Origin of the sequence: Asticcacaulis sp. EMRT-3 (assembly GCF_030027245.1) — a bacterium.
GTDB lineage: Bacteria > Pseudomonadota > Alphaproteobacteria > Caulobacterales > Caulobacteraceae > Asticcacaulis.
Genome location: NZ_JASERT010000001.1, coordinates 74,386 through 92,184, shown reverse-complemented (window position 1 = coordinate 92,184; position 17,799 = coordinate 74,386). Strand labels below are relative to the sequence as shown.

The following is a 17,799-nucleotide window of genomic DNA, read 5'->3' as shown; positions in this document are numbered from 1 at the left end:
GGGGGACCGCACGAGGGCGCGTAGCGGCTGAGATGCGGTGGTGGGGGTTCTTGCTTTTCACAAAGCTCCAGCCTTTCCTATTCCGCAATCGAACGGATGACTCGCGCCGGATTGCCGCCGACAAGACTGTCCGGCGGCACATCCTGCGTGACGACAGACCCCGCCGCCACGACCGCATTATCGCCAATCGTCACGCCGCCGATGACCGTGACGCCCGCGGCGATCCAGACATTCCGGCCGATCACGATGGGGCTGGCGATGACGCCATTGCGGCGTTCAGAGGGCGTTATCGGGTGGCTGGAGGTGATCAGGCTGACATTCGGCCCGATCATCACATCGTCGCCAATATCGATTCCACCCAGATCATAGAAGGTGCAGTTCTGGTTGATAAAGACATTGCGCCCGACGCGCGTATCAGCCCCGCCCGTCGCATAAAAGGGCGGGATCAGAAAAAAACTGTCATCGACCGCCCGGCCGGTCAGTTCGCCAAACAGCGCCCGCACCTCGGCGGCATCATCATAGGTCAGGCGGTTGAGCCGGGCCGTCAGTAACATGGCGCGCCGCACGCTGGCCGTCATGGCTGCCGATTCGGGCGTGCGGCGCGGGATGATCTTGCGGCGATCAGGGTTCGGCATGGGGCATTTTCCAGAGGGTCAGACTCGTCAGTTTAAGCAGGATGGGCAGGGATCGGAAGCCATCTGTCATGTAATTCACAGATGATAGAAAAAGTACTTTGCATTTAAAAGTGCACTCTGCTATAAAGCCATCATGCCGTCTTCCAACAGGGATTTCACGCCATGACCGAGCAAACCCATACTGTACACGACGATATTGCCTTTATGCGCCAGATGGCCGAACGGGGCCAGCGCGGCCCTATCATGGGCGGCGCGTTTCTGACCGGGGCGGGCCTCATCTTTGGCGCCGCCTGCTTTGTGCAATGGGCCATGCAGACCGGCCACCTGCCAGAGCCCACCGGCGCGCGCATCGCCGGACTGTGGGGCGGCGCCACCGCGCTGTGGCTGGTGGTGTGGCTAATCCTGTTCTTCAATCTGCGCAAAAACTGCAAGGCCATACCCGGCAACGGCCAGACCGCCTTTGGATCGGCATGGGCCGCCTGCGGGCTTGGCACCATCGTGATGCTGATCGCCGTCTTTATCACCAGTAACCGGCTGGGCAATCCCGAGCTGTTGAGTCTGATGCCTATGATCGCCTTCGCCTTTTATGGCGCAGCCTGGCTGGTGAGCGGGGCGCTGGCCCGGCGCGGCTGGATGGTGCTGGTCAGCCTCTGCGCCTTCGCCCTTGCCTTGATATTGGCGGCTATGTCCGATGCCAGTCTGCTGATCGTTATGGGGGCGGGGCTGTTCGCCACCATCTTCCTGCCCGGTCTGATCATGATGCGCGGCACCCGTAACTGAAGGGGCAGCGCGATGGATGATTTTGATATTCACCAGATCGACGAAGTGATTCATGGCCGGTTGCGGCTCGGTATCATGGCCTATCTCTCGACCGCCGGATCGGCTGATTTCAACCAGTTGAAGGCCCAGCTCCAGACCAGCGACGGCAATCTGTCCACGCACCTGCGCAAGCTGGAAGAGGCAGGCTTTATTGCCATCGACAAGACGTTTCAGGCGCGCAAACCCCTGACCCGCGTGGCGATGACCGGCAGCGGGCGCGAAGCCTTTGTCGCCTACCTCGCGGCACTGGAAAAGCTGTTGCCGAATGCGGCAGGGAAGTAGGACAAAGGCGGCTTGACGCATGGGCTCTCCCGGCGCTTTATGTTGCGCAAAAAAGAGAGGATTCCCCATGCGTCATATCACCCGCCGCTCCGCCCTTCTGACGGGCCTCGCCGCCAGCGCCCTCGCCGCTTCGCCAAGCTTCGCCGACGAAACCCCGCGCGCCGTCACCCCGCCCGGCATGATCCTGGGCGAAGGCCCCATCTGGTCGGCGCGCGACAATGCGCTCTACTGGGTCGATATTCGCGGCCAGAAACTGCACCGCCTTAATTTCAAGGATAACAGCCAGCAAAGCTGGGACACGCCCGGCATCATCCCGTGGATCGTTGAGCGCAAGTCGGGCGGCTTTCTGGTCGCCATCCTGCGTACGGTGCACGCCCTGACGCTCGATCCCTTCACCCTGACGCCGTTGTTCAGCATCGACGGCGATCTGACCACGGTGCGCCTCAATGACGCCAAGGTCGATCCGGCGGGACGTTTATGGACCGGTACGATGGATCTGGCGTTCAAAAACCGTATAGCGGCGCTGTACCGCATCGATCCTGACCTGAGCGTGCACCAGATGGACACCGGCTATATCTGCACCAATGGCCCGGCTTTTTCGCGTGATGGCCGCATCATGTACCACAACGAAACCCATGACGGCATTGTCTATGCCTATGATCTGGCCGCCGATGGCTCCATCAGCCATAAGCGCATCTTCGCCAAATTCCCCGATGGTGTCGGCCTGCCGGATGGCTGCACCACCGACGCCGATGACGGGCTTTGGGTGTCGCACTATGGCGGTGGTCGCGTCAGCCGCTACCGTCCCGACGGCGTGCTCGATTTCGATGTGATGGTGCCCGCCAAACAATCGACCAGCCTGAGCTTTGCCGGGCCGAACCTCGACCGCCTGTTCGTCACCACCGCCGCCCAGCCACCGGTCGATGCCGATGACAAGCTGGCCGGCACCCTGTTCGAGATTCCGTCATCGAGCATCCGCGGCCATAAGGGCCTGCCGATGGGGATTTTCGCCGGTTAGGCCTGACGCTTCGAGATCGGCCAGCCGACGCGCACCAGCGTCTGGTCGGGATCGGAGAAGGCCGCCTCATACATGCCCCACTCGCGGTTCTTCGCCTCGCACCCGACGATGGCCGCGATTTCATCAACCGTCTCGACATAGAGATAAAGCCCGAACGGATTGCGGCCCGGCACCAGCCAGCCCTCCACCGCCTTGTTGAGATGCAGGGCCGCGCCGCTCGGATGACCGAGGATGACATAGCCCTGCGGATCGGCCGCGTCCTCCCAATGGACGGTGAAGCCGAGCTTCAGGTAGAACGCCTTGCTGACCTGCACATCATTGCAGGGCAGGATAGGCGTCAAAATCTGAGTATCATCGGACATGGGCACCTCCGTTTAAGCACCTATTCCTTACACCCCAAATTGCAAACTGGCCAGCCGCCGATAAAGGCCGCCGCGCGATACCAGCTCGTCATGCGTGCCGGTATCGACCACGCGGCCCGCCTCCATCACCACGATGCGGTCGGCCTTCAGCACGGTGGCGAGACGGTGGGCGATCACTAAAGTAGTACGTTCGCGCATGGCGGCATTGAGCGCCGCCTGCACAAGCTGTTCGTTTTCGGCGTCGAGCGCCGAGGTCGCCTCATCCAGCAGCAGGATCGGCGCATCACGCACCAGAGCGCGGGCGATGGAGAGCCGTTGTTTTTGCCCGCCCGACAGCGATTTGGCGCGCTCGCCCAGGGGCTGATTGAACCCTTCCGGCAGGGCCTCGATGAAATCAAGCGCCTGCGCTTTTTCCGCCGCCAGCCGGATGTCGGCCTCCGAAGCGTCTTCGCGGCCAAAGCGGATATTATCGGCCGCCGAGCCTGAAAACAGCGCCGTATCCTGCGCCACCAGCGATAGCCGCGCGCGCACATCTTGCGGATCGGCGGTGCGAATATCGATGCCGTCGATCTGGATCGCGCCCTGATCGAAATCGTAATAGCGCAGCAAAAGCTTGAACACGGTCGATTTGCCCGCCCCCGAAGGCCCGACCAAAGCTACGGTTTCGCCCGGCCTGACATGCAGCGAAAAGCCATCCAAAACGCCCGCTTCCGGGCGGGCCGGATAGGCGAAACTGACATCATCGAAGCGAATTTCGCCGCGCGGAGGTGGCATTTGCGCCGGATGGGCCGGAGCCTTGATATTCGGTTCGGAGCGCAGCAATTCATCAATGCGCATCATGGCACCCGCCGCTTTTTGCAGATCGCCCCAGGTTTCGTTGAGATTGGCCACCGAACCGGCGGTCAGCACCGACAGCATGACGAACTGAATCAGGGCGCCGGTGGTCATGCGGTGATGGAAGACATCCTGCGCCCCCAGCCACAAAACCACCGCTATGCCGCCAAACACCAGCGAAATGACCAGAGCCGTCATGATGGCGCGCGCCCGGATACGCTTCAGTGAGATATGGTAGGCATCCTCCACCGCCGCATCGAAGCACAAACGGGTGAAGGCTTCGCGCACAAAGGCCTGGACGGTTTCGAGCGCTCCCAGCGATTCGGTGGCGAACCCGACGGCCTGGGCGAAATTGTCCTGCGTCTGGCGCGTCAGCTTGCCGACGGCGCGGCCAAAGGTGATCAGCGGCACAAGGATGATCGGAAAAAGCGCCAGCACGATCAGGGTCAGCTTGGGGCTGACGATCATCAAAAGCACCATGCCGCCCACAAAGGTCAAAAGGTTGCGCAGGGCAATCGAAATCGAGCTGGAGACAAGGGTTTCGATGATCTGGATGTCGCTGGTCAGGCGCGAAATCACCTCGCCGGTGCGGATATTGAGAAAAAAGCCGGGATCGAGGCGCAATATGTGACCGAACACATCCTCACGCACATCGGCCACCACGCGCTCACCCAGCCGGGTAATGTAGTAATAACGAAAGGCGGTGGCGACGCCGAGCAGCAAGGCCACCCCGCCCATGATCAGGAACCACAGGTCGAGCACGGAGACATTCTCAGAGCCGAACCCCTTGTCGATCAGGTAACGCGCCGCGCCGGTCAGGCTTAGGGTGGCCGCCGACGACAGCACCAGAAACACGACCATCAGCACCAGATTGCGCTTTTGCCGCAGCAGATAGGGCCATAGTCGGGCCAGCGGGCGCATATTGCGCGTCTTGCCGCGTGCGCCCGCTGCCTGACGGATGCTGGCGGCCAGTTCGGCGCCTGTGGACGGGCGGCCAGTGGAAAGGCGGCCTGTAGCGGCCTCGGAGCGGTTTTGTTGAGAATCTGCCATGCTGAGACAAGCTCTTAGCCAATAGAGGCTTGCACGGCAAGAAAGCTTCCTGTAATAGCGCCGCTTCTGTTCTTTGCGTGCCCAGGACACATGCCTGGGCACATCCCTCTTTTCGGCGTCCGCAAACATGCTGGCCGGACGTTTCAAGGACTAAAACGATGAAAAAAGACGGCCACCCCGATTATCACTGGATCACGGTAACGCTGACCGACGGCACCACCTATCAGACGCGCTCGACCTATGGCAAGGAAGGCGCTGTGCTGAACCTCGACATCGATCCGCGCACCCACCCGGCCTGGACCGGCGGCACCGGCACGATGCTCGACCGCGCTGGCCGCGTTTCGCGCTTCAACAACAAGTTCGGCGGCTTCCTCAAGAAGTAAAACGCAGACAGTTGAACCTCATAAAAAATCCGGCTCGCATATGCGGGCCGGATTTTTTATTGCCTGATTCGTGAAGCGTTCCGTACTTCGCTGCGACGGAAAAATCGTGAGATTTGAGACTGATGGCAGGCGGCTAGCGACGCAGGTACTAAAGTACCTGCAAGCGACGCCAACGCACCAGCAGTCCAAAGACCGCGATTTTTTATGCCGCCAGTTGTTGTTTGACCTTCTCAGCCAAAGTCTTGATGTCGAGCGGCTTGGGCAGGAAGGAGATGTTCTTTTCTTCTTCGAGCAGGTCGGAAAATTCCGATTCGGCATAGCCGGATATGAACATGACCGGCACATCGCCCAGCATGGGCCGCGCCTTTTTCAGCATCGATGGCCCATCGAGCCCAGGCATGATGACGTCTGAGATCAACAGGTCGAACTTGCCGTTTTCGGCTTCGATGATTTCGAGCGCCTCTTCGCCGTCGCAGGCTTCCAGCACCTCGTAGCCGCGCTGACGCAAAAGCTGGGCGGCAATGCCGCGCACGATCTGTTCGTCCTCGACGAACAGGATGCGGCCCACGCCCGACAGATCCTTAGGCACGGGCTTGGCGGCGACGGGCTTGGGCGCTTCGGCCTCTTTTTCCGTTTCGATCCATACCGGCAGGAAGATGCGGAAGGTAGCGCCCTGCCCCGGCTGGGAATCGATGACGATATGGCCGCCCGCCTGATTGATAATGCCGTGGACGGTGGACAGGCCAAGGCCCGTGCCTTCGCCGAGCGGCTTGGTGGTGAAAAACGGCTCGAACACCTGGGCCACGATCTCCGGCGGGATGCCGGGGCCGGTATCGCTGACCTCGATCAGGGCCGCGCCCTGCTCAGGGGCTTCGCCCCAGCCGCGCGCCTTCGCCTCGGCCTGGGTCAGAGGGGCGGTGCGGATCGACACCTTACCGCCGCCCTGGGCGCGCATGGCGTCGCGCGCATTGACGACGAGGTTCATCATGACCATTTCCATCTGCCCCTTATCGACGTGGACATTGGGCAGGTTGCGGCCATATTCGGTTTCGAGCTTGACGTCTTCGCGCACCAGACGGCGCAGCAGAACCTCGGCCTCCGACACCATTTCGCCGACATTCATGGTAACGCGCTTGACGGTCTGCTTGCGCGCGAAAGCCAGCAGATTGCGCACCAGATCCTCGGCGCGGGCGATAATCTGGCGGATGCCGTTCAGATCGTCGTAAGACGGGTCGCCAAGCGGGTGATTGAGCAGCAACTGATCATTGCGGAACTTGAAGCCGGTGAGCAGATTGTTGAAATCGTGCGCCATGCCGCCCGCCACCTGACCGATGGCCTGCATCTTTTGCGCCTGCACCAGATTTTGCTCAAGCTTCTTCTGGTCGGACACATCGAACAGATAGAGGCTGTACCCCCCCGTCACCTGGGTGACATAGACCTGAAGCGCGCGTTCGGACTTGACCTTGAGATGGATGTCGAACGGCCCGGCCTTGTTGTGGCCCGCCAGCTTTTCCTTCAGGTCGGCGCGCGAATTATCGGTGACCAGATCGCCAAACGCCATGCCGGTCAAGGCGTCGGGCACCTTTTCGACGAGGGCGGCGAAGACGGTGTTGAAATCGCTGACCGCCGCCGAAAACAGATCCTCGCCCAGCACCAGCGCCGCCCCGAAGGGCGCAGCCTCGGCGAAGGCGTCGAGATGGGCGTCCGGCAGGGACGCAGCGGCCGCCGCGACCGGTTCGCTGAGAAAGGCCGGGGCCTCCAGCGCATCGCGGCTCTCGTGCTTAAGCATCAGTCCGGTGCCCAGCACGCCTTGCGAAGCGGCGCGCACCAGCACCAGATCTTCGCCAAGCCGCGACACCACCATTTCATAATCAAAGCCGCCCAGCCGCACCAGAGCCCGGCCAGCCCCTTGCGCCCGCGCTTCACGCAGGGCCACGAACAGGGCCGGCGCGGCCTCGCCCTGCGGCAACCGGCGCGCCTCACCACCGGCATCCCGCCAGGCCGTATTGACCGCCAGCACATGGCCGTCATAGGCCGCCACGGCCGCCGGTTCGGACAGGGCGCCGACAATATCTGCGGCCTTGAAACCTTCGCTGCTCAGCGCTTCGCTGTCACCGGCAAAGGCGAACATGCCCATGAACACCACCACCGCAAAGGCCATGACGATAGCGGCCAGCAGAACACCCGGCGGCACGCGCCCCGCCACCAGCCATGAGGCCAGGCAGGCGCAGACAACGATGATCGCCACCAGACCGAAACTCCACGGACTGGCGATTCCGCGTAACCGGCCAAGCAGGCCGTCCTTCCCGGCAGGACGGGGAGCGGCGAGTGCGGCGGTTGGGCTGGCGCTTGAAGGAGCAGACACGCGAAAAACACCTCATGGCAAGGGGCGCGCGCAGCCGTGGTACGCTGCGCGAATCACTTCTGTGAGTGTAGCGCATTTGCTGTCGTGGCGTCCCGATTCAAAAACCTTTTCGGATTCAGGTATTTGTCATGGAAAACGTGATGATATTCGCTTGGCCCGCCTATATCTTCCCTCTCCCCTCATCAAGGGGAGAGGGAAAAAAACATCTTAAAACCCGCGCCGCTTGCGCGTCAGCACGAAGCTGATCAGCTTGGCCACGGCAGCAAAGTGCGCTTCGGGGATCACGTCGTCGATCTCCATGCTGGCATAGAGGGCGCGTGCCAGCGGTGGATCCTCGATCACCGGCACATCATGCTTGCCCGCTTCGGCGCGGATGCGCAGGGCCACATCGTCCATCCCCTTGGCCACGCAGACCGGTGCCATCGTATGGCCCATCTCGTAATGCAGGGCGACGGCATAGTGGGTCGGGTTGGTGACCACCACGGTCGCCTTGGCGACATTGGCCATCATGCGCTGACGCGATTTCTGGATGCGCAGCGAACGCAGCTTGGCCTTGACGTGCGGATCGCCTTCGGTCTGCTTGTATTCGTCCTTGACCTCCTGCTTCGACATCTTCATCCGTTCCATGAAGCGGAAACGCTGCCACATATAGTCGGCGGCGGCGCTGACGAAAAGGAAGATGCAAACGGCCATAGCCAGCGCCTTCAGCGCCTCCGCGGCATAGGGCATGATCAGGGCGGGCGAGGCACCGGTCAGGGCCAGCAGATCGCCGGTGCGGTTTTTCAGCACCATCCACACCACGATCCCCGTGGCGATCAGCTTCAGCACCGTTTTCAGGAACTGCACGAGCGAATCGACGCCGAACATACGCTTGAACGATTCCAGAATGTTCAGCTTGTCGAATTTCGGCTTGAGCTTGTCGGGCGCGAAGATCAGCCCGGTTTGCAGCACATTGCCCGCCACGCCGAAGAAGGTGGCCGTGCCGAGGATCATCAGCAGGATCGGCAGGATGGCCATGACCACCTCATGAGCGATGGTCAGGCCGCCATCGCCTTGCAGCGAGTCGAGAAACTCTTCGGGATGGGCCACAAACGGCAGAAGATCGTTGAGCAGATGGCGACAGATGGCCGGGCCCTGAAAGGCCAGCAGCCCGCACACGCCGATCAGCGACAGGGCGCTCGGCACATCGGAGGATTTGGCAACATCACCGGAAGCTCTGGCCTGTTCGAGCTTCCGGCCGGAGGCCTGTTCTGTTTTGTCTTCGCCTTCGCTGCCCTCAGCCATGACCGCTCCGGATAAAAATACCCAGCATGTCCTGGTAGTGGTCGAGGAAGGCCATGCCCATGCCGCCCAGCCCCATAGCCAGCAAAGCCATACTGAGCAGCAGACTCAGCGGCGTGGCGGCGAAAAAGACCGGGAAGTTGGGCATGATGCGCGCCACAAAGCCCGTGGCGATATTGAAGACGAGCGAAAAGACGATGATCGGTGCCGACATCTGCATGGCCAGCACAAAGCTGTCGCCGACCGTGCGCACCATCAGGGTGGCCCCGTCATTGATCATGACGGGCCGCGTGGCCGGAAAGACCGTGTAGGAATCGACCATGGCGCGGATGAACAGGTGATGCAGGTTGGTGGACCAGATCAGCACAAGGCCCAGCATGGCTAGAAAGGTGCCGATGCTCGATGAGGGCTGGGCCTCCGCCGGATTGGCGGTCTGGGCGAAGGACAGGCCGCTGTGCAGCGAGATGATTTCACCACTGGTGGTCAGGGTATAGAGCAAGACGCGCATCAAGGTGCCGAGCATCAGGCCGATCAGCACCTCATGCAGCACATCGCCGGTCATGCCGCCCAGCCCCGGCGGCAGGGGCGGCAGACTGCTCCCTACCATCGGCGAAATGGCGATCGACAATAACAGGGCGAAACTTAAGCGCACACGGGCAGGCACGGCCTGATCGCCCAGCCCCGGCACCAGCATGACCAGACTGGTCAGGCGCAGAAAGATCAGCCCGATATGCCAGAGCTGTTGCGAATTGCCCAGGGCCGAAACGATCTGGGTGTTGAGATCGGCGGCGTCGCCGAGCGCGCTGCGCAGGGGTAACGCCGCCAGAAACATCTACATGCCCGCAATCTTGCCCGCGACTTCGTGCATGAAGCCGGCCAGCAGCGCACCCATCAGCGGCAGAAACAATAGCAGGGCCAGAAAAATGCCGATGATCTTGGGAGCGTAGATCAAGGTGGCTTCCTGAATCTGCGTCAGGGCCTGAAACAGGCCGATGGCCACGCCGATGACAAGGCCGACCAGCAGAATCGGCGTGCACAATTGCAGGGTCAGCCAGATGGCGTCGCGTCCGAAACTCAGGAAATCCGCACCGTTCATATGAGACTCTTAAAGGTTAATTTTGACAGGGGCCCGGCAGAAATTGCCGATGCCGACCGGTCGAAATTGCCCTGCATTAGGTTAATGGCCAATTAAGCTTTGCCGGGATTCTATGCCGCAGGTAAGGGGAATTTTTGGATCTTGCGAAAATGATGTGAACACCGCAGAGGCAGAGGCTATTAAAGACAGGCCCCTTCCTTCATCGGCTGCGAAAATGCCACCCTTTCCATACCCCACCACCACTGCGCTGCGCTTGTGGTCCCCCTCCCCATAAATGGGGAGGAGAGAGCAGGCTAAGAAAATTTTCTTCCTGTTCACCGGCGTGAAAATCGTGAGATTTGAGTCCTATGGCAGGCGGCGAGCGACGCGGGTACTAAAGTACCCGCAAGCGACGCCAACGCACCAGATGACCAAAGACCGCGATTTTCTAAATGGGCATTTGCATGACCTGCTGGTAAGCACTGATCACCTGATCGCGGATGGCGATGACGCTTTGCAGGCTCGTCTGGGCATTGGCGACGGCGGTGACGGCGTCGATCAGTTCGGCCTTGCCAGCCTGCTGCTGCACCATCAGGTGCTCTGCGTTTTGCGTCGATTGCACCGTCTGGGTCATGGCGGTTTTCAGCATCTGGCCGAAATCGGCCTTGGCGGGCGCGTCCAGGCCATCGGGCGTATCACTGCCGGAGAGGCCCTGGGCCTGTTTGATGGCGGCGCCATAGGCGCGTGCCGCTACCAGTGGTGTCATCGGTTAAGTCCTTGCTTTTAGAGCGGTTTGCATTCTGATGGAATCGGTCAAAGGCATGCAACCCGCTCTACATTTTACGTTTTTCCGCATCTCGCATTCAATTTGTAAGTCAAATTAAACGCGCGTTGCTCTAGAGCGCTGTCAGGCTTGCAGAGGCGTTATTTCTGCAAAATATCGAGCACCTTCTCGGTCATGTCGCGGCTGGTTTCGATCACATTCATATTGGCTTCATAGGCCCGCTGCGCTTCGCGCATATCCATGGTTTCGATCAGCGGATTGACATTGGGTTTTTTGACATAACCATTGGCATTGGCCGCCGGATGCGACGGATCATATTCCATCGTGAAGGCGCTCGTATCGGGTGCCACGCGCGCCAGTTCAACGCCCGTGGCCCCATCGATCGGCGCAGAGGTGAAAACCGGTACCTGTCGGCGGTAGGGATCGGAACCGGGCGTCTTGCCGGTCGAATCGGCATTGGCGATGTTTTCGGCGATAATGCGCATTCTGGCCTGCTGCGCCTTGAGCGCGCTGGCGGCTACAGCCATCGTCTGGTCGCTGTTGATCATATCAACCATCACATTTTCCTTTGCGCTACCGCTTCGCTTCTTGAGCGCGGGGCCATTGTCTGGTCACTGTTGATCGAATCTACCATCTAAATAGCTCCTTATTTACCCGGCACTTTTGACGCCATGCGGATCATGTCGAGCGATTTTTCATAAAAGGACACCGCCGCCTGAAACTGGATGCGGCTTTCCGACATCTTCATCATCTGCTCCTCCAGAACGACGCTGTTGCCGTCCATCGTCGTTTCCGAATCGGGCGAGGTCACGGCCTGGGAATGGCTGAGCCCCTGCGGATCAGGCTGGGCAATGTCCATCGCATGGGTCAGGGTCAGGCCCAGTTGGGTTTGCGGTGACTGCCCCTGCACCAGGGCGGCGAAATCCTGCGCTTTCAGATCCTTGGGCTTGAAACCGGGCGTCGAGGCATTGGCGACGTTTTCAGCCACCACCTTCTGCCGGTCGGTCAGCCAGCCCATGCGCGATTGCAATGCTGACAATAAGGATATGCCCTGCGACTCCATTCGCTCGCCTTTCTGCTTAACGACACGCCGCGACTCGCCCTATCAGGAGAATCGTCGCACGGGTGATGGGGCAAATTATGCCCACCCAATGGTTAATGAAGGCTTTAAGTAAACGCCGCGTTAACCATCGGGCGGTTATGGATCGGGGTAGGTGTAAGGACACGCATGGACTGGACGCAAACCCTCAAGGCGGTGTTCGCCCTCGCCATCGTGCTGGGGCTGATCTTAGGCCTTGCCTATCTTGTGCGCCGCTATGCGCCGCAACTGATGGCCCAGTTGCAGGCCACGCGCGGCAAGCCAAGGCGGCTGTCCGTGGTCGAGACTCTGGTGCTCGATCCGGCGCGTCGGCTGGTGCTGGTGCGCGTCGATGACGAAGAAAGGCTGCTGCTGCTCGGCGAAGGCCGTGAACTGAACGCCCTCAATAGCCCTGCCCGCCCCCCCAAACGCTCCGGTACTGGTTCCGGTGCCGACCCCGCCGAAGAGTTGTTCTGAATGTCAACAGCATCCGCCGAAGCCATAGTGCCGGAAGACGACGCGCCAAAGACGGCTGCGAAAAAACGCATCGGGCCGAAGATGATGAATTTCATCGTCCTCTTCACCTTCATCATCGCCTTCACCCTGATGATCATGCCGTTTCACGCGATGGCGCAATCGGTGAATCTCGATCTCGGCAAGGGCGGCACCTTAAGCGCCCGCGTGATCCAGCTCATCGCCCTGATGACGGTTCTGTCTCTGGCGCCGTCCATCGTCATCATGACCACCTCCTTCGTGCGCATTGTGGTGGTTTTGTCTTTGCTGCGCACGGCTATGGGCCTGCAACAAAGCCCGCCCAATGCCGTGCTGATCTCGCTGGCGCTTTTTCTGTCGGCGGTCGTCATGGCCCCGACCTGGCAGGCGGCCTATCAGGACGGTATCCGCCCGCTGATGGATCAGGAAATAGAACTGCCACAAGCCTTCGACGCCGCCTCGCAGCCGCTGAAAGCCTTCATGCTGGCCCAGGTGGACGCCAAGGACTTAGGCCTGTTCGTCAATCTGTCGAAGATGCAGATGCCGAAGGACAAGATGGACCTGCCGGTGCGCGTGGTGACACCCGCCTTCATGATTTCCGAACTGAAAAAGGCGTTTGAAATCGGCTTTTTCCTGTTCGTGCCGTTTCTGGTCATCGATCTGGTGGTGGCCAGCGTGCTGATGAGTATGGGGATGATGATGCTGCCGCCCGTGGTGGTCAGTCTGCCGTTCAAACTGATCTTCTTCGTGCTGGTTGACGGGTGGAATCTGGTCGCCGGATCGCTGGTGCAGAGCTTCCATCCGGCCCTGACCGGCGGCGGGTAGGCCCTCAGGCTTTTGGCTGCGGCGTCGCGCCCGCCGCCTTGGCCGCCGCATCGTCCCGCGCCCGGAACTTCTGTTTCATGCCGGTCACCCAGCCCGCGAAGCTGTCGGTATCGGCGGCGGCGGCGGCGAAATTGCGCGCCGACAGCGTGCCGCCATCGAGCGGGGCCAATGCCACGCGCAGGGCGTCGGGCGAAGACGCGGTGGCGATGAACTTGCCAAAGCGATTCGACAGGCGCGTCAGCGATTTCTGATCCTTGATCTGACTATAGGCGATGCCGGCGCGGATCAGGCGGCCCTCTTCGGCCTGGGTCAGCGGCGTATCCGATTTATAGCGGTCGCCAAGGCGGCGCTCCAGCACGATGGCGGCCTTCGCCCAGTCCTGCTGCTGCCAATAGACATCGGCGCGCACATCATCAGCATCGGGCGAGACGGTATTGCCCAGCACGTCCAGCGCCTTGTCCGGCTCATTAAGCTGGCTGAGTGCCCGCGCCTCCAGCACCTGGCGCTCGGCCATGATCGATTTCGGCAAAAGCGTAGTGCGCGTGTTCCACAAGGTTTGCAGCGCGTTTTGCGGATCGTGGTTCATCAGATAGATGGCGGCGAGATCAGCGGCCACCGACGATTTGGCGACGCCGTGCAAGCGGTTATCGACCTGATATTGCAACAGGCTGGCCGCCTGATCGAGCAGATCGACATCGACGAGGCGGCGCACGATGCGGCGCACCATTTCGTCGCCATCGGGGCCAATCGGGGTCAGGTCGCGGAAATCATTGAACAGGCCGAGCGCCTCAACCGGTTGCAGACCATCGGCCATGCCACCTAAGAAAAGAGCGCGGAATGCCTGATGGAGCGAGGCCTGAATCTGGCTGGAGCGCGGGTCGTTCATAAAGGACTGGCCGCCGCTTTTCAGCACCATCAGCGCCTCGCGGTAGCGGCCTTCGCTCAGGTAAATCTGGCCCATATCGCTGATGAGCTGCAATTCGGTATCGTCGCCGCGCCAGCGGAAGCGCAGGGCGTCGAGCGCATTCAGGGTCTGGTCGGCATTGGCCTTGCCAAGCTGGTAGTTGAGCATGGCGGCGTGCATCAGGGCCGGAGTGGCCAGAGAATCATCCGATGCCTTGCCGACCGCCTGATAGACGGCAAGCGCGCGCGCCTTATCACCCGTTGCCTCGATGATCCGGGCGTCAATCAGATAGGCGCCCAGCTTGTCGAGCGGTGTGCCGTCCTGCGACACGGCATAGCCGATCATGGCCTGAGCCGTGGTCATGTCCTTGGTTTGCAGCGCCGCATAGGCATAGGCCGCGCCCATCTTCATGCGCCACGCCACCGGAAACTGGTCGAGCGCCTTCAGCCCCGCCTTGAAATCCTTGACCGCATCGGCATAATTTCCGGCCTTGGTTTCGGCATAGCCCGCCCACAGATGTGCCGCCGGATCGGAGGCCAGTTCCGGCGAGGCCAGATCGCCCGTCGCGTCGGCATAGCGGCCCGACAGCATCTTGGCCACCACGCGCAAGCCCACCACCTGCGGGTCATTGAGCGCATTGGGGCTTTCCTTGGTCAGCAGGTCGAGCACGCCCTGCGCCTCATAGGTCATGCCCTGACCGACCAGAAAACGCGCCAGCGACAACCGCGCCTTGGTCGGGCCGGTGGGGCCGCCGGTAATTTCATCAGCCGCCGCCGCTTGCAGGGCATTATAGCGCGCCAGAAAACCTTCGGGCGGCACGGCCGACCAGTCGGCATTGGCCAGGCTGGGATAGAGGGCGTTTTTATAGTCCAGGCGGGCGTCGCTGCCATTGGCGTTTGGATCGGTATTGGACAGGGTCAGGCCATCGGGACGCGACACCTCGACCAGATCGCCATCCACCTTCACTTTTACATCCGGCGTCATGCGCATGACCACCGCGCCCTGCGCCGTTGAGCCAATCGTGGCTTCCAGCAGGGTGCGCGCCACGGGCACCAGCTTGACCGGGCCGCGCGCCGGGATGACGGCCATGCGGTCGCCGACCGAGGGGTCGCGGATCCACGCCACGCGCGTGGCCCCGGCCAGATTGATGTTCAGCCCCGGCACACCGGCGGAATCATCGCGGATCAGGCTGACCTGGCTGGCATGGTTGTCCAGCCCCTGCCCGCCCAGCCGCACGCGCCACACCAGCCCGTCATTGACCGCCGACAGACTGCCCGCCGTGGGGGCGCGCAGGCGCAGCGCCGTGAAGCCGTCATTATGCGTCCACTGGGCGTCCTGAATGATCATGCCGTCCTTCAGATCGGGCGGCAGGCGCAGATCGACCTCCTGATCGAAGACGACCCACACCGAATCGCCGCGCCGGAAGACCGCCGCCGCCACCGGGCCGTCGAACGGAAAGGAAATCTGGCGACCACCGCCGACATCATCGACCTGTAGCGCCACCACCGGCACATGGACGGCGCGATTGACGTGCTCGCCATTCTGGGGCGTCTGCGCCGGCTGGCCATGCAGCAGATCCTGAAGATTGACCGCCAGCGGCTTGCCATCCTTAGCATTGCTGTTGCTGTCACCATCTTCGCTTTTCGGATCGATCTGCACGAAGACCGCCCCATCGGCGCGCCCGAAATGGCTGTCATAACCGGGCTTGACCTTCAGCCACAGTTCGCTGGCGCGGCTGTCGGATTTCAGATCAACCCCGGCCACGCCGAGCGGAGGGTTGGAACGGATGTCGCCGAGATCGGGCTTTTGCTGGCCGGGCAGGCGGATGATCACCTCATCCTGTTCGCGGCGCACCGAAGCGCGGCTGCCGATGGCACCGTAGATTTCGATGCGGCCCGACTGGTGGTTGCGACCGATGCGAATATCGATGTCGGAACGCGATGCCACCTGCGGCAGGGCCATCGAATCACCCAGCGCCATCTGCGCCATCCCTAAGCCCACCGTGGCGACGACGAAGGCCGTGGTGCGCAGCGCGTTGCGCGAACGTGGCGCGGCGGGCGGAGCTTTCAGGTGCAGGCGCGCCCGGACGAGGCGCGGATCGGTTTTTGGCTCTGTCGCTGCGGGCGCGGCCTCGCTCTCCCGCGCAGCCTTGTCGGCCGGACCGGGCGCCTCGTCGGACGAAGGCTGCGGAACACGAATCATTGCCTGTTTATTTCGCCTGTCGGGCGTTTAATCGAGGTTAATGAAGTGTAGCAAACAGCTTAATAATGTCTGTACGCGCCTGTTTGCGCGCTATGGCGCGCTTATACCCGCACCCCGTCTCCCCTGCTGCGAATTTGCAGTCGTTTTTCTACATTGGCCTTCTGTTCAGGAGACTTTGGCAGATGAACGAGATAAGCGCGGAACCGCAAGACTATTCCCTCGCCTGGAATGCGCCTCGCCCCGACGATCGGCGTGGGCCCGACATCCTTTTTCTCAGCCTCGTCGCCGCCGTCATGACCCTGTGCGTCAGCGGGACGGTGATCGGCGACCATCTGGCGCACCTGCCGGATACAGACAGCCTGTTCCAGCCGAGGCTCGTCCAGACCACCCCGCCCCCGGCCCGGATTGGCGCCTTGCAGGTTCTCGCTTTGGATAATGGCCCGGAAGGTATCGATCTGGCCCCCACCGCGCCCGTATCGATTGATCCCTATCCGGTGCAGGCACAGGCCACGAATCCTGCCGAGGCCGCCGCTTATCGTCAGGATCGCACCCCGGCCCAAAGCCTGGCCAATTAGCTCTTTTTGACCGGAGCGGGTTTGGCGGCAGGCTTGACGGGTGCCGCTGCCGTTCCGCCCGTTGCGGCCTTGTCAAGCTGCTGTTGCAGCCCGTTGGCGTCCTGCATCCGCGTGGCCAGCTTTTCGGTCAGATCCCGCGCCGCCGATGGATCCATAGCGCCCAGAATAGCCGCCAGATTGCGATCCTTCATCTTGGCGGCGATGGGCAGGCGCACATCGTCCTTCATGGTGCTGAGAACCGCTGCGGCGTCCTTGGGCTTCATCGCCGAATAGACGGCCACCAGTCGATTGGTGTCGTCATCCTGCGTCTTGTTGGCCTGATCGAGCAGGGCCTGAATCTGGGTTTTCAGATTGGAAAGCTGCTGGATGCGCGTGTCGAGTTTGCTGTCGGCGACATCGATCAGCGCCTGACGTGAGTTAAGTGATTGCTCGCGCTGGTCAAGCTGCTGCCGGCGCTGACCGAGATTTTGCAGGATTTGCAGCTCATTGGGCGAAATGCCCGCCTGCTTGGCCAGATCATCGACCGAGGTGGCGCAGATCGGTGCCATCGGCGCGCTGGCGGCAGCATCGGACGCGCTGGAATTGGCGTCGGCGGCCATCAGGGCTGGATTGACGGCATAGCTTTCGGTCGGATCATCCGCCGCATCGCCCGCCCCCTCCGCCCTGGCCGGGGCCTTGGCGCGCGCAGGTTTGGCCGGGGCCTTTTTCGCATCGGCAGCGAAGGCCTCCGCAGCATGAAACGCTCCGGGCACCAGATCGAGGCTGGTGATGGCCTTCATGGCCAGCACCCCGCCCACGGCAACGAAAAGGAGGGGGAGAAGTCGCGGCATATTCG

The 17,799-nt window shown here is 61.6% G+C and carries 19 protein-coding genes; 7 read left to right on the top strand and 12 right to left on the bottom strand.

The genetic code is table 11. The features are described from left to right. Positions 1 to 77: 77 nt before the first annotated feature. The gene (locus tag QB905_RS00485) at positions 78 to 635 is read right to left on the bottom strand and encodes a sugar O-acetyltransferase (RefSeq protein ID WP_282972614.1); all 558 of its coding nucleotides are present in this window, start codon (positions 633 to 635) and stop codon (positions 78 to 80) included. 162 nt (positions 636 to 797) lie between these two features. On the opposite strand from QB905_RS00485, the gene QB905_RS00480 reads away from it, so the two are divergent. The 3 genes from QB905_RS00480 to QB905_RS00470 all read left to right on the top strand — a co-directional run bounded on the left by QB905_RS00480 (position 798) and on the right by QB905_RS00470 (position 2,754). Continuing rightward, the gene (locus QB905_RS00480) at positions 798 to 1,415 is read left to right on the top strand and encodes a hypothetical protein (RefSeq protein ID WP_282972613.1); all 618 of its coding nucleotides are present in this window, start codon (positions 798 to 800) and stop codon (positions 1,413 to 1,415) included. A 12-nt stretch (positions 1,416 to 1,427) separates the two neighbouring features. Then, on the top strand, positions 1,428 to 1,736 hold the full coding sequence (locus tag QB905_RS00475) for a winged helix-turn-helix domain-containing protein (protein WP_282972612.1): 309 nt from the start codon (positions 1,428 to 1,430) through the stop codon (positions 1,734 to 1,736). A gap of 67 nt (positions 1,737 to 1,803) precedes the next feature. Continuing rightward, on the top strand, positions 1,804 to 2,754 hold the full coding sequence (locus tag QB905_RS00470; protein WP_282972611.1) for an SMP-30/gluconolactonase/LRE family protein: 951 nt from the start codon (positions 1,804 to 1,806) through the stop codon (positions 2,752 to 2,754). On the opposite strand, the gene QB905_RS00465 is transcribed toward QB905_RS00470, so the two are convergent. Beyond that, complete coding sequence (locus tag QB905_RS00465) at positions 2,751 to 3,116, bottom strand: VOC family protein (RefSeq protein WP_282972610.1); 366 nt, start codon at positions 3,114 to 3,116, stop codon at positions 2,751 to 2,753. The two genes, QB905_RS00470 and QB905_RS00465, sit on opposite strands and share 4 nt — an antisense overlap. A 27-nt stretch (positions 3,117 to 3,143) precedes the next feature. After that, positions 3,144 to 5,000, bottom strand: a complete 1,857-nt coding sequence (locus QB905_RS00460) for an ABC transporter transmembrane domain-containing protein (RefSeq protein ID WP_282972609.1) — start codon at positions 4,998 to 5,000, stop codon at positions 3,144 to 3,146. A gap of 158 nt (positions 5,001 to 5,158) precedes the next feature. Here QB905_RS00460 and rpmE point away from each other — a divergent pair, with 158 nt between their 5' ends. Then, a complete protein-coding gene (gene rpmE / locus QB905_RS00455; RefSeq protein WP_282972608.1) occupies positions 5,159 to 5,383 on the top strand; it encodes a 50S ribosomal protein L31 in 225 nt (74 codons plus the stop codon). Positions 5,384 to 5,585: 202 nt separating this feature from the next. Here rpmE and cckA read toward each other — a convergent pair whose 3' ends face one another. The 7 genes from cckA to flgB all read right to left on the bottom strand — a co-directional run bounded on the left by cckA (position 5,586) and on the right by flgB (position 11,951). Continuing rightward, positions 5,586 to 7,748 carry a cell cycle histidine kinase CckA gene (gene cckA, locus QB905_RS00450; protein WP_282972607.1) on the bottom strand — a complete coding sequence of 721 codons (2,163 nt, stop codon included), beginning with the start codon at positions 7,746 to 7,748 and terminating at the stop codon, positions 5,586 to 5,588. Between the two features lie 207 nt (positions 7,749 to 7,955). After that, a complete protein-coding gene (gene flhB / locus QB905_RS00445) occupies positions 7,956 to 9,032 on the bottom strand; it encodes a flagellar biosynthesis protein FlhB (protein ID WP_282972606.1) in 1,077 nt (358 codons plus the stop codon). Then, positions 9,025 to 9,861 (bottom strand): flagellar biosynthetic protein FliR, encoded by an 837-nt coding sequence (gene fliR / locus QB905_RS00440; protein ID WP_282972605.1) that lies wholly within the window; start codon positions 9,859 to 9,861, stop codon positions 9,025 to 9,027. Before fliR ends, flhB begins: the two co-directional genes overlap by 8 nt. Further along, a complete protein-coding gene (gene fliQ, locus QB905_RS00435; RefSeq protein ID WP_282972604.1) occupies positions 9,862 to 10,125 on the bottom strand; it encodes a flagellar biosynthesis protein FliQ in 264 nt (87 codons plus the stop codon). A gap of 427 nt (positions 10,126 to 10,552) precedes the next feature. Further along, a complete protein-coding gene (locus QB905_RS00430) occupies positions 10,553 to 10,870 on the bottom strand; it encodes a flagellar hook-basal body complex protein FliE (RefSeq protein ID WP_282972603.1) in 318 nt (105 codons plus the stop codon). A gap of 158 nt (positions 10,871 to 11,028) precedes the next feature. Continuing rightward, on the bottom strand, positions 11,029 to 11,445 hold the full coding sequence (flgC, locus tag QB905_RS00425) for a flagellar basal body rod protein FlgC (RefSeq protein ID WP_282972602.1): 417 nt from the start codon (positions 11,443 to 11,445) through the stop codon (positions 11,029 to 11,031). 89 nt (positions 11,446 to 11,534) lie between these two features. Next, a complete protein-coding gene (gene flgB, locus QB905_RS00420; RefSeq protein WP_282972601.1) occupies positions 11,535 to 11,951 on the bottom strand; it encodes a flagellar basal body rod protein FlgB in 417 nt (138 codons plus the stop codon). A gap of 165 nt (positions 11,952 to 12,116) precedes the next feature. Here flgB and QB905_RS00415 point away from each other — a divergent pair, with 165 nt between their 5' ends. Beyond that, entirely contained in the window at positions 12,117 to 12,443 is a 327-nt protein-coding gene (locus QB905_RS00415) for a FliO/MopB family protein (RefSeq protein ID WP_282972600.1), read from the top strand. Between the two features lie 84 nt (positions 12,444 to 12,527). Further along, positions 12,528 to 13,283: a flagellar type III secretion system pore protein FliP gene (gene fliP, locus QB905_RS00410; RefSeq protein ID WP_461781790.1), complete on the top strand. Its 756-nt coding sequence runs from the start codon at positions 12,528 to 12,530 to the stop codon at positions 13,281 to 13,283. 4 nt (positions 13,284 to 13,287) lie between these two features. Here the strand turns inward: fliP and QB905_RS00405 are convergent, their stop codons facing one another. Continuing rightward, the gene (locus QB905_RS00405) at positions 13,288 to 16,389 is read right to left on the bottom strand and encodes a tetratricopeptide repeat protein (RefSeq protein WP_282972599.1); all 3,102 of its coding nucleotides are present in this window, start codon (positions 16,387 to 16,389) and stop codon (positions 13,288 to 13,290) included. A gap of 182 nt (positions 16,390 to 16,571) precedes the next feature. Between QB905_RS00405 and QB905_RS00400 the strand changes: the two genes are divergently transcribed. Continuing rightward, positions 16,572 to 16,964, top strand: coding sequence for a hypothetical protein (locus QB905_RS00400; RefSeq protein WP_282972598.1), 393 nt, complete (start codon positions 16,572 to 16,574; stop codon positions 16,962 to 16,964). Here QB905_RS00400 and QB905_RS00395 read toward each other — a convergent pair. Beyond that, positions 16,961 to 17,794, bottom strand: coding sequence for a MotE family protein (locus QB905_RS00395; protein ID WP_282972597.1), 834 nt, complete (start codon positions 17,792 to 17,794; stop codon positions 16,961 to 16,963). The genes QB905_RS00400 and QB905_RS00395 overlap by 4 nt on opposite strands. Positions 17,795 to 17,799 lie beyond the last annotated feature (5 nt).